Raw genomic sequence first — 21,103 nt, 5'->3', positions numbered from 1 at the left:
GACCGGATGGACCTCCATGAGCCTGCACGGCCTGCTCGATGCCGTCGTCGAAGATCCCGCCCTCGCCGAGGCGGTCACCGCCGCGCGCGCCGGCACGCGCCGGCAGGTGGATCTCGTCGGGCCACCCGCCGCCCGGGCGCTGTCCGTCGCCGCCCTGGCGCGCGGTGCCGGACGTACCGTGCTGGCCGTCACCGCCACCGGGCGGGAGGCCGAGGACCTGGCCGCCGCGCTGCGCTCGCTGCTGCCCCCGGACGGCGTCGTCGAGTACCCGTCCTGGGAGACGCTGCCGCACGAGCGGCTCTCGCCGCGCGCCGACACCGTCGGCCGCCGGCTCGCCGTCCTGCGCCGCCTGGCTCACCCGAGCGCGGACGACCCGGGCGCCGGTCCCGTCTCCGTCGTGGTCGCGCCGATCCGCTCCGTGCTCCAGCCGCAGGTGGCCGGGCTCGGTGACCTGGAGCCGGTCAGCCTGCGGGGCGGGCAGAGCGTCCAGCTGGAGCGGGTGACCGCCGCGCTCGCCGCCGCCGCGTACCAGCGGGTGGAGCTGGTCGAGAAGCGCGGCGAGTTCGCCGTGCGCGGCGGCATCCTCGATGTCTTCCCGCCCACCGAGGAGCACCCGCTGCGGGTGGAGCTGTGGGGCGACGAGATCGAGGAGATCCGCTACTTCAAGGTCGCCGACCAGCGGTCCCTGGAGATCGCCGAGCACGGCCTGTGGGCGCCGCCGTGCCGTGAGCTGCTGCTGACCGACGCCGTACGGGAGCGGGCCGCCGTGCTCGCCGAGGAGCATCCGGAGCTGGGTGAACTGCTCGGCAAGATCGCCGAGGGCATCGCGGTGGAGGGTATGGAGTCCCTCGCCCCGGTCCTGGTCGATGACATGGAGCTGCTGCTGGACGTCCTGCCCGCCGGGGCGATGGCCGTGGTGTGCGACCCGGAGCGGGTCCGCACCCGGGCGGCCGACCTGGTCGCCACCAGCCAGGAGTTCCTGATGGCCTCCTGGGCGGCGAGCGCCGGCGGCGGGGACGCGCCCATCGATGTCGGCGCCGCCTCGCTGCGCGGCATCGCCGAGGTGCGCGAGCACGCCGCCGAGCTGGGCATGCCGTGGTGGACGGTCAGCCCGTTCAGCGCGGACGCCACCGCCGAGGACGACAGCGTCCGGCTGGGGCTGCGGGCCGCCGAGTCCTACCGGGGCGACACCGCGCGGGCGCTCGCCGACACCAAGGGCTGGCTGGCGGACGGCTGGCGCGTCGTCTACCTCACCGAGGGCCAGGGCCCGGCCTCCCGCACCGCCGAGGTGCTGTCGGGCGAGGGCATCGCGGCCCGGCTGGCGGCCAGGGGCCTGCCGGGCGAGATCGCGCCCGCGCTGGTCCATGTGGCCTGCGGCGCGATCGAGCACGGCTTCACCGATCCGGCGCTGCGCCTGGCGGTTCTCACCGAGACCGACCTCACCGGGCAGAAGGCGGCCGGCCGCGACGGCGCCCGGATGCCGGCCCGCCGCCGCAAGACGCTGGACCCGCTGACCCTGGAGGCCGGCGACTACATCGTCCACGAGCAGCACGGGGTGGGCCGCTACATCGAGATGGTGCAGCGCACCGTGCAGGGCGCGACCCGCGAGTACCTGCTGGTGGAGTACGCCCCGGCCAAGCGCGGCCAGCCCGGCGACCGGCTGTTCGTCCCCACCGACCAGCTGGAGCAGGTCACCAAGTACGTGGGCGGTGAGGCGCCGACCCTGCACCGGCTGGGCGGCGCGGACTGGACCAAGACCAAGGCGCGGGCGAAGAAGGCGGTCAAGGAGATCGCCGCCGACCTGATCAAGCTGTACTCGGCGCGGATGGCGGCCCCCGGGCACGCCTTCGGCCCGGACACCCCCTGGCAGCGGGAGCTGGAGGACGCCTTCCCCTACGCCGAGACTCCCGATCAGCTCACCACGATCGGGGAGGTCAAGGAGGACATGGAGAAGTCGGTCCCGATGGACCGGCTGATCTGCGGCGACGTCGGGTACGGCAAGACCGAGATCGCGGTGCGCGCCGCGTTCAAGGCGGTGCAGGAGGGCAAGCAGGTGGCGGTGCTGGTGCCCACCACCCTCCTCGTGCAGCAGCACTTCGGCACGTTCTCCGAGCGGTACGCGCAGTTCCCGGTGGCGGTGCGGGCGCTCTCCCGCTTCCAGTCGGAGTCCGACTCCAAGGCGGTGCTCGAAGGGCTGCGCGAGGGGTCGGTGGACGTGGTGATCGGCACCCACCGGCTGTTCTCCTCGGAGGTGAAGTTCAAGGACCTCGGTCTGGTGATCGTGGACGAGGAGCAGCGGTTCGGCGTCGAGCACAAGGAGCAGCTGAAGAAGCTGCGGGCCAACGTGGACGTGCTGACGATGTCGGCGACGCCGATCCCGCGCACTCTGGAGATGGCGGTGACCGGCATCCGGGAGATGTCGACGATCACCACGCCGCCGGAGGAGCGGCACCCGGTGCTGACGTTCGTCGGCCCGTACGAGGAGAAGCAGATCGGGGCGGCGCTGCGGCGTGAGCTGCTGCGCGAGGGCCAGGTCTTCTACATCCACAACCGGGTGGAGTCCATCGACCGGGCGGCGGCGCGGCTGCGCGCGATCGTGCCGGAGGCGCGGATCGCCACGGCGCACGGGCAGATGAGCGAGTCGGCGCTGGAGCAGGTGGTGGTGGACTTCTGGGAGAAGAAGTTCGACGTGCTGGTCTCGACGACGATCGTGGAGTCCGGCATCGACATCTCCAACGCCAACACCCTGATCGTGGAGCGCGGCGACACCTTCGGGCTCTCGCAGCTGCACCAGCTGCGCGGCCGGGTGGGCCGGGGCCGCGAGCGCGGCTACGCGTACTTCCTCTACCCGCCGGAGCGTCCGCTGACGGAGACCGCGCACGAGCGGCTGGCGACGATCGCCCAGCACACCGAGATGGGCGCGGGCATGTACGTGGCGATGAAGGACCTGGAGATCCGGGGCGCGGGCAATCTGCTGGGCGGGGAGCAGTCCGGGCACATCGCCGGGGTGGGCTTCGATCTGTATGTGCGGATGGTCGGCGAGGCGGTGGCGGACTACCGGGCGACGCTGGAGGCCGGTGGCGGCGAGCCGGAGGAGGCGCCGCTGGAGGTGAAGATCGAGCTGCCGGTGGACGCCCATGTGCCGCACGACTACGCGCCGGGTGAGCGGCTGCGGCTCCAGGCGTACCGCTCGATCGCGGCGGCGACGACGGAGGAGGACATCGCGGCGGTGCGCGAGGAGCTGACCGACCGCTACGGTCCGCTGCCCGAGCCGGTGGAGAACCTGCTGCTGGTGGCGGGGCTGCGGATGCTGGCGCGGTCCTGCGGGGTGGGGGACATCACGCTCCAGGGCAACAAGATCCGCTTCTCGCCGGTGGAGCTGCGCGAGTCGCAGGAGCTGCGGCTGACCCGGGTGTACCCGGGGTCCGTGGTGAAGCGGGCGGCGGGGCAGGTGCTGGTGCCGCGCCCCGCGACGGCGAGGGTCGGCGGGAAGCCGCTGACGGGGCGGCAGCTGCTGGCGTGGACGGGCGAGTTCCTGACGACGATCCCGGGGTCCTGACCCAGGAGCGCACGAGCACGCGGGAGGGGCCCGGGGTACGTACGCGCCGTACGTACCCCGGGCCCCTCGGCGTCCGCCCGCCGCTCCCTCCGTTCAGCGCCGGGCGGACGCCGAGGGGGCGGCGCCTCAGAGCTCGAACTTCCAGACCGCTTCCTCGTCGAGGAGGTCGGAGATCTCGACGGTGAAGGACGTGCTGCCGGGGGGAAGCGCGAAACCGTACTCGGCGGTGACGGTGACACCCGGGTCGACCTTGCTCTGGAAGCCCATGCCGATGTCGCCGTCGAAGATGTCCTCGACCTCGATGCCGTTCTCGTCGTAGGCGAACGGCATGATGAAGGCGGTTTCCAGCCGCTCGGTGCCCGTGTTCGTCAGGGTGAACTCGACCTTGTAGGCGTCGTACTCCTCGGCCTCGACGAACGCGTACTCGCCCGGGGTGAAGGCCTCGGGGGCCTCCGCGCTGATCTCGATCCCGCTCTCCTCCCACACCGCCATGTCGTCGACGGTGAAGTAGTCCGAGCCGCTCCCGGCCGCCGCGTCGTCCGCCGCGTCATCCTCCGCGGTGTCCTCGTCCGGGGTCTCCTCCTGCGTCGTGTCGCTGTCCGCCGGGCTCGCCGCCCCCTCGTTCTTGGTCGGCTTGTCCTCGCCGCAGGCGGTCAGCGCGCCCAGGGCCAGGGTGACGGCCGCGAGTCCGGCCAGGGCCTGGATCCGACGGCGGCGGAAGGAGGTACGGGGCTGCGGCGTGGCGGTGGCGGTCATGACGGGTCCCCTCCCAGGGTGTTGTCCCGGCTCTTCGTGAACCGATGGCGTAACTACAGCACAGCCTGTGAACCGCGTCAACACGAGAAATGAGTGCCCGATTTGGGCTGCCCGTGTATCGAGAGGGCAGCCCGGGGTAGGTAAGGTCCGTTACACACACGAACCGGGGATGGCGGGGATGGGAGTGATGCAGGTGCCGGACCACACCACCGAGGTCACCGCGGCCGGGATCGCCCGCCTCGCCGGCGTCGGCCGCGCCGCCGTCAGCAACTGGCGCCGCCGCTACGAGCACTTCCCCCGGCCCGTCGGCGGCACCGAGACCAGCCCCACGTTCTCCCTCGCCGAGATCGAACGATGGCTGCGCGACCAGGGCAAACTCGCCGAGGTGCCGCCGCGCGAACGGCTGTGGCAGCTGATCGAGTCCGACCCTGCGGGCCAGAGCGCCGCCCTGACCGCGCTCGGCGAGCAGTACCTGGGCCACGGCGCCGGGACCCCGGGAGGCGGTGGCCCGCCCGACACCCCCCTCGCCCGCGCCGCCGCCCGCGCCGCCGCCGGGAGCGACCCGGCCGAGGCGTACGAGTTCGCGCTCGGCCGCTACACCGACGGCGCCGCCGCCCGGCTCACCCTCACCCCGCCCGAGACCGCCGACCTGATGGCCGCCCTGGCCGGACCGGCCCACTCCGTCCTCGACCCGGCCTGCGGCGCGGGCGGCCTGCTCGCCGCCGCCCGGCGCGGACCCGCCGCGCCGCCCACCGAGCTGTACGGCCAGGACGCCGACCCGGTGCTCGCCCGGCTCGGCGCCCTGCGCCTGGCCCTGCGCGGCTCCGCCACCGTCCAGGTCCGCGACGGCGACTCCCTGCTCGCCGACGCCTTCCCGCACCTCACCGTCGACGCCGTGCTGTGCCACCCACCGTTCAACGAACGCCACTGGGGCCACGGCGAGCTGACCTACGACGCCCGCTGGGAGTACGGCCTGCCCGCCCGCGCCGAATCCGAACTCGCCTGGGTCCAGCACGCCCTGGCCCGGCTGCGCCCCGGCGGCACCGCCGTCCTGCTGATGCCCCCCGCCGCCGCCTCCCGCCGCACCGGACGCCGGGTCCGCGCCGCCCTGCTGCGCCGCGGGGCGCTGCGCGCCGTCATCGCGCTGCCCGCCGGCGCAGCCCCGCCGCACAGCCTCCCGCTCCATCTGTGGGTGCTGCGCAAGCCCGACGGCACCACCGCCCCCGACCCCCGGCTGCTGGTCGTCGACACCGCCACCACGCACCGTCCGGCCGGCGGCCGCGCGGGCCTGGACTGGCCCGGGCTGCGCCGCACGATCCTCGACGCCTGGCAGGAGTTCCGGCGCGCGGGCGACATCGGCCCCGTCCCCGGCACCCGCCGGGCGCTGCCGGTCATCGACCTCCTGGACGACGAGGTCGACCTGGCCCCCGCCCGCCACCTCCCGCCGCCCACCGAGGCCACCGGGACCGCCGCCCTGGCCGCCGTGCAGGAAGAACTGCGCGGCACCCTGCGCCGTACCGCGTCCCTGGCCGCCGCCGTCCACCCGGACGAGGGAAGCGGCACCGCGCCCGGCGCGCACTGGTCCACCGTCACCATCGGCGAACTCATCCGCGCCGGCGCCCTCGAACTGCACACGCACTCCGCCGCCGGAGAGCCGCCGCCCGCCACCCGCGCCGGGGACGTCCTCGTCCCGCTGCTGCTGGACGGCTCCGCCACCCATGTCGTCACCGACGCCGGCGCGGGCGAACCGCCGGACCGCCGGCTGTCCCTGCTGCGCCCGGACACCGCGGCCCTGGACCCCTGGTTCCTCGCCGGGTTCCTGCGGGGCACCGCCAACACCCGGCAGGCCAGCAGCTACGCCTCCAGCGCGACCCGCGTGGACGTCCGGCGGCTGAAGGTCCCCCGGCTGCCGCTGGAGACGCAGCGCCGGTACGGGCGCGGCTTCCGTGATCTCGCCGCGTTCGAGGACGCCCTCCAGCACGCGGCCGATCTCGGACGGCAACTGGTCCAGGGCACCGTCGACGGCCTCACCGAGGGAACCCTGCCACCCGGAGACTGAGCACCCCCGCCCCGGATATCATCCTTCCCCGCGGAAAGCGGGAGCCGAACGGGCGACGGGGAGAGCACATGTACGGGTATGGTCCGTCTTCGCCCGCGGGCCCGCCGCCGGTTCCGGGGCCGGCCCCGGCCGCCGCACCGCGCCGCGGCCCCGGCGCGCGGGCGCTCATCATGCGCACCCTGTTCGCCTGCTTCCCCGCGCTGTCGCTGGGCCTGCTCTCCTGGGTGCCCATGCTGCGCTTCGCGCTGCAGCGCAGGCGCACCCTGGACTGGGCGGTGCTGGGCCTGTACGTCCTGCTGACCGTGGGCCTGCTGGTGTGGCTCGACCTCCTGCCCACCACCGAGACCGAGGAGGGCGAGGTCGCCGAGGTGTCCGCGCTGGTCGGCTTCTTCTGGCTCGCCCTCATCGTCGCCGCCACCGTCCACGCGGTCCGCGGTGACCGCTTCGAGCGGCCGGGGCGGGCGCCCGCCGTGGCGCACACGGTCGCGTACCCCGCTCCGTACTACGGGCCCCCCGCCCCGTACGGTCCGCCGCCGGCCGCCGCCCCCGCGCCGCCCTCCTCCGCCTCGCCCCGGATGCGGCAGGTCGCCGACGAACTCGACGAGCTGGGCGCCTACCTCAGGAAAGAGGAAGAGGGCGGGCACCGGTGACCCCCCGCGTGCTGGCCGGCCGCTACCGGCTGACCGAGCCACTGGGCAAGGGCGGCATGGGGGAGGTCTGGGCGGCCCAGGACTCCGCGCTCGGCGGGCGAAAGGTCGCCGTCAAGCTGCTGCACGCCCACCAGCTGTCCTCCCTGTCCGGCACCACCGACCCCGAGGAACTGCGCCGCCGCTTCCTGCGCGAGGCCCGCGCCACCGCCCGCGTCGACCACCCGGGCCTGGTGGGGGTGCACGACGCCGGCAGCGAGGGCGACGAGCTGTACCTCGTCATGCAGCTCATCGACGGCAGCGACCTCTCCGACCACCTGGCCGAGCACGACCCGTACCCCTGGCCCTGGGCGGTCGCCGCCCTCGCCCAGCTGTGCTCGGCGCTCGCCGCCGTGCACGCCGTGGAGATCGTGCACCGCGACCTCAAGCCCGGCAATGTGATGATCCGGATGGACGGCCGGGTCACCCTCCTCGACCTGGGCATCGCCGCCGTCCGCGGCGAGCACGAGGAAACCCGGCTCACCCGCACCGGTGCCCTGCTCGGCACCCCCGTCTACATGGCTCCCGAACAGGCCGTCGGCGGCCCGCCGGTCGGCCCGGCCGCCGACCTGTACGCGCTCGGCGCCATCGGGTACGAACTCCTGACCGGGCAGGCACCCTTCCGTGCCCCGAACGCGGCCGGTCTGCTCTACAAGAAGCTGCACGAGGAACCACCGCCGCTCCAGCGACTGCGTCCCGACATCCCGCCCGGGCTCGCCGTGCTCGTCCACCGGCTGCTCGCCAAGGACCCGTCCGGCCGCCCCGCCGACGCGCACGAGGTGTTCGCCGCGCTCACCCCGCTGCTGCCCGCCCCGGGCGCGGCCGGGGCACCGCCCGCCGTCCCCATGGACCCCACCCGCCCCTTCTGGCACCCGATGGCCCCCTGGCCCGCCACCCGCCCGCGCGCCCGCGAACAGGACCTGTCGGCCGTGGTGGAGGAGGTGCGGCGGCTGCTGGACCGGCACCAGTACGCGCAGGCGGCCGAGCTGCTCAGCCACACCGTGCCCCGGGCCGCCGCCCGCTACGGTCAGCATTCCCCGGTGGTGCGCACGCTGCGCAAGCAGTACGCCGCCACCTTGATGGCCACCGCCCAGTACGGCCGCGCGCTGCCGGAGATCCAGCGGCTGCTCCAGGACTTCACCGCCGAGCGGGGCCCGTACGACCAGACGGTGATCCAGCTGCGTTCCGACGAGGCGGAGTGCCTGTCCCGGCTGGGGCACCGGTAGCCGGGAGCGGCGCCGGCGCGGACCGCGGTGGAGGGGTGGTGGGGCGAAGGGCCCGGCCGCCTGCCGGACCCCCGCCTCCGATGGGCTCCGCCGGCTGGACTCGAACCAGCACTACAAGGATTCAAAGTCCTGCGGGCTACCGATTACCCCACGGCGGATCGCCGGGACAGACCCTACCCGAGCCGACCCCGCCGACCGGAATCCGAGGCCGTGAAAGGCACTTCGGCCCACCGCCGCACACCCCCTCCCGGGGCGGGACTCCGGCGATCCGCGCCGATGCCCTCCCCTCCCGGCACCGATCCCTCCCGGCGCCTGAAAAGGTGTGGACCGCGCCCTTAGGGTGGGTGGTATGAGCGAGTCGGGGGCGGAGAGTACCGGGGAGGCGGGGCCGGGGGGCGCCGTGCTGTGGTGGGAGCGGCGGCGCGGCGTCCTGCTGGACGGGGCGCTGGCCCTGGCCTCGGCGATCGAGTGCGTCGTCCAGAGCGCCGTCTTCGCCGGCCGTACGGGGCTGCCGGTGGTGCCCACCGCGCTGTTCGGAGGGCTGGCCGGGTCCGTGCTGCTGGTCAGGCGGCGCTGGCCGCTGGCGGTGATCCTGGTGGCCATCGCGGTGCTGCCGGCCCAGATGGGCATGGGCATGGCGGCGGTGGGCCTGTACACGCTGGCCACCACCGAGGTGCCGCGCCGGATCATCGGGGTCATGGCGTCGATGGTGTGCGCGGGCACCGCCCTGGTGACCTTCCTGCTCATCGAACAGGACGCCGGGCTGCGCGAGCAGCCGATACCGATGTGGTTCAAGCCGTTCGTGGCGGCGCTCTTCGCGGTGGCGATCACGCTGCCGCCGGTGCTGCTGGGGATGTACGTCCGCGCCAGGCGCCGGCTGGTGGAGTCGCTGCGCGACCGCGCGGACGGTCTGGAGCGGGAGCTGGGGCTGCTGGCCGAGCGCGCCGAGGAGCGCGCCGAGTGGGCGCGCGGCGAGGAGCGGCGCCGGATCGCCCGCGAGATGCACGACGTGGTGGCGCACCGGGTGTCCCTCATGGTGGTGCACGCGGCGGCGCTCCAGGCGGTGGCGCCCAAGGATCCGGACAAGGCGGCGAAGAACGCGGGCCTGGTCGCGGACATGGGGCGGCAGGCGCTGACCGAGCTGCGGACGATGCTGGGCGTGCTGCGGACCGAGGAGAAGCCGCGCGAGGCGGCGGGTGCGGCGGGCGGCGAGCAGGAGAGCGCGGCCGACGCGGCGGCCCGGCTCGCGGAGATCGCGGCGGCCGGGCGGCGCGGCGCGCGGGGCCCGCGGCTGAGCGAGGTGGCCTCGCTGGTGGACCAGTCCCGGGCGGCCGGGATGGCCGTGGAACTGTCGGTGGAGGGGGATCCGCGCGGGTACGCGGCGCAGGTGGAGTCGACCGCGTACCGGGTGGTGCAGGAGGCGCTGACCAATGTGCACAAGCACGCGGCCGGCGCCGCCGCGCGGGTGCGGCTGGCGCACCGCGACGGCGAGGTGGCGGTGCAGGTGCTGAACGAGGCCCCGCTGGGCGGCGGCCAGCCCGGCGCGCCTGCGGCGCTGCCCTCCGGCGGCAACGGGCTGCTGGGCATGCGGGAGCGGGTCACCGCGCTGGGCGGGGGCTTCGTGTCGGGGCCGCTGGACGGGGGCGGTTTCCGGGTCTCGGCGGTCATCCCGGACCGGGACAGGTCCCCGGCCGCACCCGGTGTCGGACTCGCGTCGTAGCGTCGTACGGGTGCAGACGACTCCCTCCCCTCCCCTCTTCAGCCGGGAATTCGGCGCCGACCCGTACCCCGCGTACGCCTGGCTGCGGGAGAACGCCCCGGTGTACAAGGCGGAGCTGCCCAGCGGGGTGGCGGCCTGGCTGGTCACCCGGTACGCGGACGCCCGCGCCGCGCTGGCCGACCCGCGGCTGAGCAAGAACCCCGACCGGCACAGCGCGCAGGCGCACCACAGCGGCCGGGTGGGCATCCCGGGGGAGCGCGGCGCCAATGTCATGACGCACCTGCTGAACATCGATCCGCCCGATCACACCAGGCTGCGCCGGCTGGTGGCGAAGGCGTTCACCCCGCGCCGGGTGGCGGCCTTCGAGCCGCGGGTGCGGGAGCTGACCGGCTCGCTGATCGCCTCCTTCGCGGGGCGGGGCGAGGCGGACCTGATCCATGAGTTCGCCTTCCCGCTGCCGATCTACGCCATCTGCGACATGCTCGGCGTCCCCCGGGAGGACCAGGACGACTTCCGCGACTGGGCCGGGATGATGCTGCATCCGTCGGGAAAGCGGGGCGGAGTCGGGCGCTCGGTGAAGCGGATGCGGGCCTATCTCGGCGATCTGATCCACCGTAAGCGCGCCGATCTGGGGGACGACCTGATCTCCGACCTGATCCGCGCCTCCGACCACGGCGAACATCTGACGGAGGACGAGGCGGCCGCGATGTCGTTCATCCTCCTGTTCGCCGGGTTCGAGACGACGGTCAATCTCATCGGCAATGGCCTGTACACGCTGCTGCGCCACCCGGCGGAACTGGCCGATCTGCGCCGGTCGCTGGCGGCGGGCGAGGAGGCGCTGCTGGAGAGCGCGGTGGAGGAGCTGCTGCGGTACGACGGCCCGGTGGAGCTGGCGACGTGGCGGTTCGCGCGGGAGCCGCTCGTACTGGGCGGGCAGCGCGTGGAACGGGGCGATCCGGTGCTGGTGGTGCTGGCCGGCGCGGACCGCGATCCGCGCCGGTTCGAGCGGCCCGATGTGCTGGATCTGGCCCGGCGCGACAACCAGCATCTGGGGTACGGGCACGGCATCCACTACTGCCTGGGGGCGCCACTGGCGCGGCTGGAGGGGCGGGCGGCGATCGGGATGCTGCTGAGTGAACTGCCGGATATCCGGCTTGCGGTGGATTCTGACGATCTGCGGTGGCGCGGTGGTCTGATCATGCGAGGACTCCGCTCACTGCCGGTAGAGTTCACATCCAGCCATGTGACGGAGAGTCAGTAGTGTGATCTGTATGTGATCTCGGTGGGATCAGCTTGTGATCGCACGGGAGGGCGGGCTAGGTTCTGCGCTCAACTGCACCACCGCGCCACAGCGGCCGGACAGTACGCAGCACACCGCAGCACACCGCAGTACCGCACCAGCGCAGTACCGCACCACCGTTTCCATGTCGTTCGCACGAGAGGCAGTCACATGCGCTCCGGCACAGGTCGTCATCGTCGTCCCAAGCAGGCCCCCGCTTTCGTGGTGGCCGCGGGAGTCACCGGAGCGGGCATCGCCCTGCCACTGCTGGGCGCCACGTCCGCCAACGCCGTGACCCCCGAGACCTGGGACGCCGCCGCCGCGTGCGAGAGCGACGGCGTGTGGACCGCCAACACCGGCAACGGCTACTACGGCGGGTTCCAGATCCCGCTGGCGCAGTGGGAGGCCCACGGCGGCACCGACTTCGCCAAGCGGCCCGACCTCGCCTCGCGGGCGCAGCAGATCACGGTCGCCGAGCGGATGCTGGCGGCGCAGGGCAAGGCCGCGTTCCCCGGCTGCGCCGTGACCACCGGCCTGTGGCAGGAGTACCGCGCCGGCGGCCAGGAGGAGACGGACGCCACCGCCGAGGTGCCCGGCGCCACCGAGAGCGGCATCGGCGAGATCCTCCCCGGGGAGACGGCGGACACCGAGGACGGCACGGCCGCCGGCTCCGGCACGGACGCGACGGATGACGCGGCGGCCGGCGGGGCCACCGACAAGAGCACCGGGAAGCCCGCGGACAAGACCGCGGACGCGGCGGCCGACGCGGCCGGCGACGAGCGGGAGGACAGCTCCGCCGCCGACACCGCGACGGACGGCGGCTCCGGCTCCGGCCGCCACCGGGGTGAGGCCGCGCCCGAGCCGGACGCCCAGCCGGGTGAGAACACCGACGGCACCGGACGGCACGCCGAACGCCCCGCCGACCGCGACGGGGAGCGCACCGCCCCGGCCACCGGCGAAGCCGCCGAGGAGGACGCCGAGGAGACCGCGGCGGACGACGCCACGTCCGGCGCGTACGAGGTGCTCACCGGCGACACGCTCTCGGAGATCGCCGACGCGCTCACGGTGGACGGTGGTTGGCCGGCGCTCTACCAGGCGAACGAATCGGTCATTGGGGACAACCCTGACCATATAGTCCCCGGTTTGCAGCTTGAGTTGGGCGGGAAGGGCGCATAAAGGACCGATGCGGGCGGCGACTTCCGTACCGGGTTAAGTGTGACCATCGTCTCGTTATGCGGCAATGCCGCCCGACTGGTCCGCACTGTCCGATTCCCCGTTGACCTGCGGAGACATCCCCCGTTCGGAGTCAAGCCCAGGCCGCGCCGCGATCTTCATCGTTCTTGAATCGTTAGTCGGCCTGTGTTTAGTGTCCAGCGCTCGGATTTACACACCGGGCGCCCTGGCCGTACGCCGAATCCTGCCGCCGGCCGGGGGACCACCACTGCGCCACAACCGCTTGGCAGGAGCGGGGGACCCAGTCCGTCACCCGGCGGCCGTCAGGCGGCCGGGCGGCGGAACGCCGTACCGAGACCGATCCGTTCCCCCGGAACGGGCCGGACCCGGGGCGGCTTGGGGTGAAGCCGGGACGGATCCGTCCGCCCCGGCCGGGCAACTCACTGACCCGAACCCGACAGCTCACCTCGCAGGCGTCCGGTGAGAAGGATCGTCATGCTGTTCTCCGGTAAGGGCCGTCACCGCCGCCCCTCCAAGCCCACCCGTCTCGCGGCCGCCGCCGGCGTCACCGGTGCCGCCGTCGCCATCCCCCTGATCGGTGCCACCGGCGCCCAGGCCGCCTCCGTGGACACCTGGGACGCCGTCGCCCAGTGCGAGTCGGGCGGCGACTGGTCCATCAACACCGGCAACGGTTACTACGGTGGCCTGCAGTTCTCGAACTCCTCGTGGGCGGCGGCCGGGGGTACTCAGTACGCCCCGCAGGCCGACCAGGCCACCAAGGAGCAGCAGATCGCCACCGCCGAGCAGCTGCTGTCCATGCAGGGCCCCGGCGCCTGGCCGGTGTGCGGTGCCCGTGCGGGCCTGTCCGCCGGCGGCCCGGCCGCCGAGGTGAACCCGGACGCCGGCGCCACCACCGAGGCTCCCGCCCCGGCGCAGGAGGCCCCGGTCGAGGAGACCCCGGCCCCGGTCGAGGAAGCCCCGGCCCCGGCCCCGCAGTCCACCGAGAACACCGACGAGAGCGCCCCCGTGGCGTCCGGCGACACCTACACGGTGGTCTCCGGCGACTCGCTGTCGAAGATCGCCGCCGCCCACGGCGTCAGCTGGCAGCAGCTGTACCAGCAGAACAAGGCGGTCGTCGGGGACGACCCCAACCTGATCTTCCCCGGCCAGCAGCTCGCCCTGTGAGCTGACCCGACGGTCCGGCGAAACGATCCTCCCGCCCGGCGCGGGGTGGCGAGCGGCAGCGCAACCTGCCGTTCAGCCGCCCCGCGCCGGGTTTTCTTCCGCTCGTAAACAAAAAGATGCCTGGCCGGAAAACCGTATCTGACCAGCGACAACACCCCCGGCGGCACACTTTGTGGCGAGCTTGTGAGCGGTGGCACGACGGGAGCCGGTTAGGCTCAGAGGGTTTCAAGACGCCATAAGACAGACGTCCATCCAGACGAAGGAGAACCTTGTGCCGTCCATCGACGTCGTCGTAGCCCGCGAGATCCTCGACTCGCGAGGCAACCCCACGGTCGAGGTCGAGGTTGGCCTCGACGACAGCAGTACCGGCCGCGCCGCCGTCCCCTCGGGCGCCTCCACCGGAGCCTTCGAGGCGCTGGAGCTGCGCGACGGAGACGCCGGCCGCTACCAGGGCAAGGGCGTGGAGAAGGCCGTGCTGGCCGTCATCGAGCAGATCGGCCCCGAGCTGGTCGGCTATGACGCCACCGAGCAGCGCCTCATCGACCAGGCGATGTTCGACCTCGACGCCACCGCCGACAAGTCCTCGCTCGGCGCCAACGCCATCCTCGGCGTCTCGCTGGCCGTGGCGCACGCCGCGTCCGAGTCCCGCGACCTGCCGCTCTTCCGCTACCTGGGCGGCCCCAACGCGCACCTGCTGCCGGTGCCGATGATGAACATCCTCAACGGCGGTTCGCACGCGGACTCCAACGTCGACATCCAGGAGTTCATGATCGCCCCGATCGGCGCCGAGTCCTTCTCGGAGGCCGTGCGCTGGGGCGCCGAGACCTACCACACCCTCAAGTCCGTGCTCAAGGAGCGCGGGCTGTCCACCGGCCTGGGCGACGAGGGCGGCTTCGCCCCGAACCTCGACTCCAACCGCGAGGCCCTCGACCTGATCATCGAGGCCATCCAGAAGGCCGGCTACACCCCCGGCCAGGACATCGCGCTCGCCCTGGACGTGGCCGCCAGCGAGTTCTACAGCGACGGCGTCTACACCTTCGAGGGCAAGACCCGCACCGCCGAGGAGATGACCGCGTACTACGCCGAGCTGGTCGAGGCGTACCCGCTGGTCTCCATCGAGGACCCGCTGCACGAGGACGACTGGGAGGGCTGGCACACCCTCACCGTCCAGCTGGGCGACAAGGTGCAGATCGTCGGCGACGACCTGTTCGTCACCAATCCCGAGCGCCTCCAGCGCGGCATCGACTCCGGCACCGCCAACGCGCTGCTGGTGAAGGTCAACCAGATCGGTTCGCTGACCGAGACCCTGGACGCCGTCGAGCTGGCCCAGCGCAACGGCTACCGCTGCATGATGTCGCACCGCTCCGGCGAGACCGAGGACGTCACCATCGCCGACCTGGCCGTCGCCACCAACTGCGGCCAGATCAAGACCGGTGCCCCGGCGCGCTCCGAGCGGGTCGCCAAGTACAACCAGCTGATGCGGATCGAGGAGATCCTGGACGACGCGGCCGTGTACGCGGGCCGCAGCGCCTTCCCGCGCTTCCAGGGCTGACAACCCCGGCCGCCGGTGCCACCGTCCCCGCCACCCGTCCCGTACGGTGGCGGGGACAGCTGTTGGTGCGGGACGGCGTGACGGGGAGGCTGATGTGGCGGCGGACCGGGACCGGTTCTCCACCGCGACCCGGATCAGGGCGCTGGGCGAACAGGCCGCGGCCCGGGTCTACCGGGCACAGAACCGGCGGCTGCGCCGCCCGGTGCGCCGCAGCCGGCTCACCGGCCGGGCGGCGCTGCTGGCGCTGGTCATCGGCGCCCTGATCGTGGCGCTCGCCTATCCGCTGCGCGAGTACGTCTCGCAGCGCTCGGAGATCGGCGACGAGCGGCGCAAGGCGCAGGACGCCGAGGAACGCGTGGAGGAGCTGCGGGACGAGAAGGCCCGCTGGCAGGACCCGGCGTTCGTGGAGCAGCAGGCGCGCCGTCATCTGCACTACGTACGCCCGGGCGAGACCGGCTACATCCTCCCCGCCCCGCCCGGCGCCCAGGAGGACGGCGAGGCGGAGCGGCTCCGCAACCGGAGCGCGCCCGCCAACCGCCCTTGGTACGACAATCTGTGGGACGGCATCGACAAGGCCGACCGAGCGGCCCCCGTCCCCTGACCCGATGAGAGCGATGACGAACAACACCGAGAGCGACACCGCGACCGACCGCGACACCGCGGCGGTGGCGGCCCAGCTGGGCCGGCTCCCGCGCGGACTGCGCGGGGTCGCGCACCGCTGCCCGTGCGGCAACCCCGATGTGGTGGAGACCGCGCCGCGGCTTGAGGACGGCAGCCCGTTCCCCACCACGTACTACCTGACCTGCCCCCGCGCCGCCTCCGCGATCGGCACCCTGGAGGCGAACGGGGTGATGAAGGAGATGACGGCGCGGCTGGCGACCGACCCGGAGCTGGCGGACGCCTACCGGGCCGCGCACGAGGACTACCTCGCGCGCCGGGACGCCATCGAGGTGCTGGAGGGCTTCCCGAGCGCCGGCGGGATGCCGGACCGGGTGAAGTGCCTGCACGTGCTGGTGGCGCACTCCCTGGCGGCGGGCCCCGGGGTCAACCCGCTGGGCGACGAGGCACTCGACATGCTTCCCGAGTGGTGGAAGAAGGGGCCGTGCGTGAGCGCGGACGGTACGGAGTGCGCGGCGACGGCGGCGGAGGGGACGGGCGCGTGAAGGCGGCGGCGATCGACTGCGGCACCAACTCCATCCGGCTGCTGATCGCGGACGCCGATCCGGCCACCGGGGAGCTGAAGGACCTGGACCGCCGGATGGAGATCGTCCGGCTGGGCCAGGGCGTGGACCGTACCGGGCGGCTGGCGCCCGAGGCGCTGGAGCGCACCCTGGAGGCGTGCCGGCGGTACGCGGCGGCGATCGAGGGGCACGGCATCGAGGCCGGGCGGATCCGCTTCGCGGCGACCTCGGCGACCCGGGACGCGCAGAACCGCGCGGACTTCGTGGACGGCGTCCGGGAGATCCTGGGCATCGAGCCGGAAGTCATCACGGGCATGGAAGAGGCCGCCCTGTCGTACACCGGCGCCACCCGCGAGCTGGCCGGCGCCGGCACCGCCCTCGTGGTGGACATCGGCGGCGGTTCCACCGAATTCGTACTGGGGAACCGCGAGGTAACGGCGGCCCGCAGCGTGAACATCGGCTGCGTGCGGCTGACCGAGCGGCACGCGCTGAGCGACCCGCCGACGGCCGCTCAGATCGCCGCCCTGACCGCCGACATCGACGCGGCCCTGGACGAGGCCCAGGAAGCCGTCCCGCTGACCGGGGCGGACACGCTGGTGGGCCTGGCGGGCTCGGTGACCACGGTGGCCGCGATCGCCCTGGAGCTGCCCGCCTACGACCCCGCGGCGATCCACCACTCCCGCGTCCCGGCCGCCACGGTCGGGGCGATCTCCGACCGCCTGCTGGCGTCCACCCACGCCGAACGCGCGGCGATCCCGGTGATGCACCCCGGCCGCACCGACGTGATCGGCGCGGGCGCGCTGATCCTGTCGCGGATCATGGCGCGCAGCGGGGCGGCGGAGGTGGTGGTCTCCGAGAGCGACATCCTCGACGGCCTGCTGTGGAGCACCGTGGAGCGGCGGCCCGGGAGGGCTTAGCGCCACACGGTGCAGGAGGCCAGCGCCAGGAGCGGCGCCCCGATCACCAGCAGACAGCCCGCGCCCACCAGCAGGCGGTCGATCGGGGCGGCGAACCGGTGCGGCTGGGCCGGGGGACGGACGGAGAACTCGGGCACGGTGAACGGTCCTTCCGGGGATCGGGGAGGTTTTCACCGTAGGGCAGAGAACTTCGTGAAGTTTTTCACATGGGCGTGCCGCGGGGAACGGGTGACAACGGCCGAATCGTGATCCACAGGACCCCGCGGCGCACCTCAGGGCACCCGTGTCACATCCCCTCGCGGGACAACCCCGCAGGTCGCGGCGGTAAGGGGTGGAAAGGGGCGCGCAGTATATCAGAGGGGTCCGGAATCCTTGTGAAGGGCCTCACGAGGTCCCCCTCGGGGATGGGTGGATACTCGATGGCATGAGCACCACGGAGCGTCCCCGAATCCTCGTCGTGGGTGGCGGGTACGTCGGTCTGTACGCCGCGCGCCGCATTCTGAAGAAGATGCGATACGGCGAGGCGACTGTCACCGTCGTCGACCCGCGCTCGTACATGACGTACCAGCCCTTCCTCCCGGAGGCTGCCGCAGGCAGCATCTCCCCGCGGCACGTCGTGGTGCCGCTCCGTCGCGTTCTGCCCAAGGCCGAGGTCCTCACCGGCCGGGTCACCTCCATCGACCAGGACCGCAAGGTCGCCTCGGTGTCGCCGACCGTCGGTGCCCCGTACGAGTTGCCCTTCGACTACCTGGTGGTGGCGCTGGGCGCCGTCTCCCGCACCTTCCCGATCCCCGGGCTCGCCGAGCAGGGCATCGGCATGAAGGGCGTCGAGGAGGCCATCGGCCTGCGCAACCACGTCCTGGAGCAGCTCGACAAGGCCGACTCCACCACCGACGAGGAGATCCGCCGCAAGGCGCTCACCTTCGTCTTCGTGGGCGGCGGCTTCGCCGGCGCGGAGACCATCGGCGAGGTCGAGGACATGGCCCGCGACGCCACGAAGTACTACCCGACCATCAAGCGCGAGGACATGCGCTTCGTGCTGGTCGACGTGGCCGACAAGATCCTCCCCGAGGTCGGGCCCAAGCTCGGCGAGTGGGGCCTGGAGCACCTGAAGAAGCGCGACATCGAGGTCCACCTGAAGACCTCCGTCAACTCCTGCGTGGACGGCCACGTGGAGCTGTCCAACGGGGTGATCGCCGACTCCAACACCATCGTGTGGACGGCCGGCGTCAAGCCCAACCCGGCGCTGGCCCGCTACGGCATCGCGCTCGGCCCGCGCGGCCACGTGGACGTCGACGGCAACCTCCAGGTCCGCGGCACCGACTACGTGTGGGCCGCCGGCGACAACGCCCAGGTCCCGGACCTGGTGCTGCGCGCCCAGGGCGTGGAGAACGCCTGGTGCCCGCCGAACGCCCAGCACGCGCTGCGCCAGGCCAAGGTCCTGGGCGACAACGTGATCTCCGGGATGCGCGGCTTCCCGCAGGGCGAGTACAAGCACGCCTCCAAGGGCGCGGTGGCCGGCCTGGGCCTGCACAAGGGCGTGGCGGCGCTGAAGTTCGGCAAGATGACGCTGCGCTTCAAGGGCCGCATCGGCTGGTACCTGCACCGCGGCTACCACGGCATGGCGGTCCCGACCTGGAACCGCAAGATCCGCGTCTTCGCCGACTGGACCCTGGGGATGTTCCTCAAGCGCGAGGTCGTCTCCCTGGGCGCCATGGAGAACCCCCGCGAGGAGTTCTACGAGGCGGCGGCCCCGGTCACGGCGGCTGCCGAGGCCAAGAAGGCCGCCGAGAAGCCCAAGGCGACCGCGAGCTGACGCGACGGCACCTGTGAGGAAGGGCCCCACCGAACGGTGGGGCCCTTCTCATGTCCACGCGTCGAGCCGCAGCAGCACCTGGTGGTTGTGGTCCGTGTGCCAGTACACCTCCCCGGCCACCCGCTCCCCGGGGCCGGCAGCACCATCCCGTGCGGCATCCGCGACACCTTGGCCAGGCCGAGCGCCTCGGGCCACCCGTCCAGTTCCACGAAGGACCCGAAGGGCCGGGTCTCGATCACCACCCCGGTCACCCGGGTCCCGATGGGCAGCCCCGCAACGGTCTCCCCCCAGGCGGCCTCGATCCGCCGGGCCCGCTCCTGATACCAGTCCACTGCGCATCCCACTCCTCCCGCACGACGGCCGGCGCCGCACCCTCTCAGCGGGGCATCTGCCAGCCGCTGTCCGTCATCCCCGTGAAGTCGAAGAACGCCTTGCGCTGCTCGGCGTAGGTCGCCACCGCCTCGTACGGAGCGGGGTCGAAGATGTCCACCAGCTCGTCGGTGATCTTCTTGGCCACCGGGTCGACGAGGTACAGGTGCCTGCCCCCGGAGGCGTGCAGCAGGCTGGAGGACATGGTGTCAGGGCGGGCTCCCTGGCAGCAGAGCTGGAGCCCTTCGTCCTCCATGTCCAGCTGAAGCTTGGCAAGACAGATGCCGTACGTGTTCCCCTCGTACGTCGTGCGGGCCCCCGACTCCCGCGTCACCTCGACGCGGAACGGCGGCCCGTGGTCCGAGAGCGTGAGCTGCAACTCCTCGCCCCGCCCGCACCCGTCGGAAGCCAGGAGCGACACCGTCTCGGGTGACCGCCTCACCTCAGCCCGCTGCCGCGGGAGGTCGGCCACGCTCAGTTCCGCCACGGCGCCCTGAGCCGTCTCCGGGTCCGCCAGATAGGGCGGCAGGCCCGGATGGACCCCGCAGAAGGTGACGTGGGCGGTGAGCGGTCTCTCCTCGGTCGCTGCCCGGGACAGCGACACATGGGCCCGCATCCCCCGCAGTCCCTGATCCTCGGCCGCGGCGAGACCCGAGAGCGCGAAGGCGAACGCCCTGCGCAGCAGAGGCCGCCGCCGATGACGATCCTTCAGGGGGAGATCGAAGTCCGTCACCGCTCTTCCGTTCACCGCCGTCTCCAGGGCGACGACATCCTGGAACGCGTCCAGGTCCCCCACGTACCCGTCGAGGAAGCCGCGGAGCAGGTACGCCCCGTCGCCTGTGGCGGTCCACCCCCGCTCAAGCACCGACCGCAGTCCGCCGGGCACATCGTCGATCCCCAGCTCTCGGACATCGACATCACCGAGCAGCCGGCGCATCGCGTCATTGGTCCTCATCGCGGGTGAACTCCTGCCTCCGCGGTGACCGTTGTACGAAGCAGCAGTTCTTCGTCTTCTGGATCCATCCGTAGTTTCGTGAGACAGATCTGGCAGAAGCCCTCCTCGATCATCCTGGAATCCTTCCCAATTCCCGCGGTGATGCTGCGGGCATCGTCGCCGTACGCCGATTCAGGGAATTTTCCGCAACAGTGGCGAGAAGGAATAATTCCGATTGCACTTCTCGCGCTCAGCGGCGAGCGAATGAGACGATGGGGCCGTCTTCTGTCGCGATCACCACAACCGAGAAATCGATGTTCGGATATTTCTCTCTCAAGGCTGCGGCCCAACAGTTGCGCAGGGAATCGGCGATGCTGTCGAGCGCAGCATTATCAGCTGGAGAGTCCTCGCAATCAATGATGTCCCACATTCTCAGCCGGTTAATGGTCGCCTCAAGGGACTGGGGGTCCCCGTTCAACTCGCGATGCCACATCTGGAAGTTATCCGGATTGTAGAAACCCTCCCACAGGACGCATCCCTGAACTTCCTTGAAGTGTGGCCAGAAGAGACGCGATAGTGACAGCCACACCCCGATGGTGGTGTTGTGCGTCAAAAAATTAATATAGCGAGGGTTGCCCGTGAGACTGTTCAGCCATGATGAAACTTCGGGGTGCTCTTCGGGTGTCACTTG

General features: G+C 72.5%; 17 protein-coding genes, 1 tRNA gene and 1 riboswitch. Of the genes, 13 read left to right on the top strand and 5 right to left on the bottom strand.

The genetic code is table 11. The features are described 5' to 3' along the window. The first annotated feature begins 16 nt into the window (after positions 1–16). Positions 17–3,559: a transcription-repair coupling factor gene (gene mfd, locus SXIM_RS09350; protein WP_046723599.1), complete on the top strand. Its 3,543-nt coding sequence runs from the start codon at positions 17–19 to the stop codon at positions 3,557–3,559. Between the two features lie 126 nt (positions 3,560–3,685). On the opposite strand, the gene SXIM_RS09345 is transcribed toward mfd, so the two are convergent. Beyond that, positions 3,686–4,315, bottom strand: a complete 630-nt coding sequence (locus SXIM_RS09345) for a DUF4352 domain-containing protein (protein ID WP_030735805.1) — start codon at positions 4,313–4,315, stop codon at positions 3,686–3,688. A gap of 169 nt (positions 4,316–4,484) precedes the next feature. Between SXIM_RS09345 and SXIM_RS09340 the strand changes: the two genes are divergently transcribed. The 3 genes from SXIM_RS09340 (at position 4,485) to SXIM_RS09330 (ending at position 8,286) form a co-directional block, all read left to right on the top strand. Beyond that, positions 4,485–6,374, top strand: a complete 1,890-nt coding sequence (locus SXIM_RS09340; protein WP_246156861.1) for an N-6 DNA methylase — start codon at positions 4,485–4,487, stop codon at positions 6,372–6,374. Positions 6,375–6,544: 170 nt separating this feature from the next. After that, positions 6,545–7,024 carry a hypothetical protein gene (locus SXIM_RS09335; RefSeq protein ID WP_148236087.1) on the top strand — a complete coding sequence of 160 codons (480 nt, stop codon included), beginning with the start codon at positions 6,545–6,547 and terminating at the stop codon, positions 7,022–7,024. Next, positions 7,021–8,286, top strand: coding sequence for a serine/threonine-protein kinase (locus tag SXIM_RS09330; protein WP_030735796.1), 1,266 nt, complete (start codon positions 7,021–7,023; stop codon positions 8,284–8,286). Before SXIM_RS09335 ends, SXIM_RS09330 begins: the two co-directional genes overlap by 4 nt. An 85-nt stretch (positions 8,287–8,371) precedes the next feature. On the opposite strand, the gene SXIM_RS09325 is transcribed toward SXIM_RS09330, so the two are convergent. Further along, positions 8,372–8,444: transfer RNA gene (locus tag SXIM_RS09325), tRNA-Gln, on the bottom strand. A 191-nt stretch (positions 8,445–8,635) separates the two neighbouring features. On the opposite strand from SXIM_RS09325, the gene SXIM_RS09320 reads away from it, so the two are divergent. From SXIM_RS09320 to SXIM_RS09285, 8 genes are all read left to right on the top strand, one after another. After that, positions 8,636–10,006, top strand: a complete 1,371-nt coding sequence (locus SXIM_RS09320; protein WP_046723598.1) for a sensor histidine kinase — start codon at positions 8,636–8,638, stop codon at positions 10,004–10,006. Further along, complete coding sequence (locus SXIM_RS09315; protein WP_046723597.1) at positions 9,987–11,267, top strand: cytochrome P450 family protein; 1,281 nt, start codon at positions 9,987–9,989, stop codon at positions 11,265–11,267. Before SXIM_RS09320 ends, SXIM_RS09315 begins: the two co-directional genes overlap by 20 nt. 240 nt (positions 11,268–11,507) lie before the next feature. Then, a complete protein-coding gene (locus tag SXIM_RS09310) occupies positions 11,508–12,461 on the top strand; it encodes a LysM peptidoglycan-binding domain-containing protein (RefSeq protein ID WP_053116147.1) in 954 nt (317 codons plus the stop codon). A gap of 342 nt (positions 12,462–12,803) precedes the next feature. Then, positions 12,804–12,950, top strand: a riboswitch (cyclic di-AMP (ydaO/yuaA leader). A 3-nt stretch (positions 12,951–12,953) separates the two neighbouring features. Next, entirely contained in the window at positions 12,954–13,643 is a 690-nt protein-coding gene (locus SXIM_RS09305) for a LysM peptidoglycan-binding domain-containing protein (RefSeq protein WP_030735774.1), read from the top strand. A 271-nt stretch (positions 13,644–13,914) separates the two neighbouring features. Further along, positions 13,915–15,195, top strand: coding sequence for a phosphopyruvate hydratase (gene eno / locus SXIM_RS09300; RefSeq protein WP_030735770.1), 1,281 nt, complete (start codon positions 13,915–13,917; stop codon positions 15,193–15,195). 94 nt (positions 15,196–15,289) lie between these two features. Next, positions 15,290–15,796, top strand: a complete 507-nt coding sequence (locus tag SXIM_RS09295; RefSeq protein ID WP_046723593.1) for an FtsB family cell division protein — start codon at positions 15,290–15,292, stop codon at positions 15,794–15,796. A 4-nt stretch (positions 15,797–15,800) separates the two neighbouring features. Next, complete coding sequence (locus SXIM_RS09290) at positions 15,801–16,358, top strand: DUF501 domain-containing protein (RefSeq protein ID WP_046723591.1); 558 nt, start codon at positions 15,801–15,803, stop codon at positions 16,356–16,358. Continuing rightward, positions 16,298–17,293, top strand: a complete 996-nt coding sequence (locus SXIM_RS09285) for a Ppx/GppA phosphatase family protein (protein ID WP_446459160.1) — start codon at positions 16,298–16,300, stop codon at positions 17,291–17,293. The genes SXIM_RS09290 and SXIM_RS09285 overlap by 61 nt, the downstream gene beginning before the upstream one ends. Here the strand turns inward: SXIM_RS09285 and SXIM_RS27325 are convergent. Beyond that, positions 17,290–17,430: a hypothetical protein gene (locus tag SXIM_RS27325; protein ID WP_158708063.1), complete on the bottom strand. Its 141-nt coding sequence runs from the start codon at positions 17,428–17,430 to the stop codon at positions 17,290–17,292. The genes SXIM_RS09285 and SXIM_RS27325 overlap by 4 nt on opposite strands. A 287-nt stretch (positions 17,431–17,717) precedes the next feature. Between SXIM_RS27325 and SXIM_RS09280 the strand changes: the two genes are divergently transcribed. Continuing rightward, a complete protein-coding gene (locus SXIM_RS09280) occupies positions 17,718–19,109 on the top strand; it encodes an NAD(P)/FAD-dependent oxidoreductase (RefSeq protein WP_030735761.1) in 1,392 nt (463 codons plus the stop codon). Between the two features lie 376 nt (positions 19,110–19,485). Here the strand turns inward: SXIM_RS09280 and SXIM_RS09275 are convergent, their stop codons facing one another. Then, on the bottom strand, positions 19,486–20,433 hold the full coding sequence (locus SXIM_RS09275; protein WP_053116146.1) for a hypothetical protein: 948 nt from the start codon (positions 20,431–20,433) through the stop codon (positions 19,486–19,488). 229 nt (positions 20,434–20,662) lie between these two features. After that, entirely contained in the window at positions 20,663–21,100 is a 438-nt protein-coding gene (locus SXIM_RS09270; RefSeq protein WP_148236086.1) for a hypothetical protein, read from the bottom strand. Positions 21,101–21,103 lie beyond the last annotated feature (3 nt).

Source organism: Streptomyces xiamenensis (assembly GCF_000993785.3).
Lineage (GTDB): Bacteria > Actinomycetota > Actinomycetes > Streptomycetales > Streptomycetaceae > Streptomyces > Streptomyces xiamenensis.
Note: the sequence above shows the minus strand (reverse complement) of the source record. Positions and strands in the feature narration are given on the sequence as shown.

Excerpts from the sequence above, each read along its gene's own strand:
- SXIM_RS09335 (WP_148236087.1), top strand. The coding sequence starts at position 6,545 with ATGCGCACCCTGTTCGCCTGCTTCCCCGCGCTGTCGCTGGGCCTGCTC.
- SXIM_RS09280 (WP_030735761.1), top strand. The coding sequence starts at position 17,718 with ATGAGCACCACGGAGCGTCCCCGAATCCTCGTCGTGGGTGGCGGGTAC.
- mfd (WP_046723599.1), top strand. The coding sequence starts at position 17 with ATGAGCCTGCACGGCCTGCTCGATGCCGTCGTCGAAGATCCCGCCCTC.
- SXIM_RS09305 (WP_030735774.1), top strand. The coding sequence starts at position 12,954 with ATGCTGTTCTCCGGTAAGGGCCGTCACCGCCGCCCCTCCAAGCCCACC.
- SXIM_RS09290 (WP_046723591.1), top strand. The coding sequence starts at position 15,801 with ATGAGAGCGATGACGAACAACACCGAGAGCGACACCGCGACCGACCGC.
- SXIM_RS09340 (WP_246156861.1), top strand. The coding sequence starts at position 4,485 with ATGGCGGGGATGGGAGTGATGCAGGTGCCGGACCACACCACCGAGGTC.
- SXIM_RS09275 (WP_053116146.1), bottom strand. The coding sequence starts at position 20,433 with ATGAGGACCAATGACGCGATGCGCCGGCTGCTCGGTGATGTCGATGTC.
- SXIM_RS09345 (WP_030735805.1), bottom strand. The coding sequence starts at position 4,315 with ATGACCGCCACCGCCACGCCGCAGCCCCGTACCTCCTTCCGCCGCCGT.
- SXIM_RS09320 (WP_046723598.1), top strand. The coding sequence starts at position 8,636 with ATGAGCGAGTCGGGGGCGGAGAGTACCGGGGAGGCGGGGCCGGGGGGC.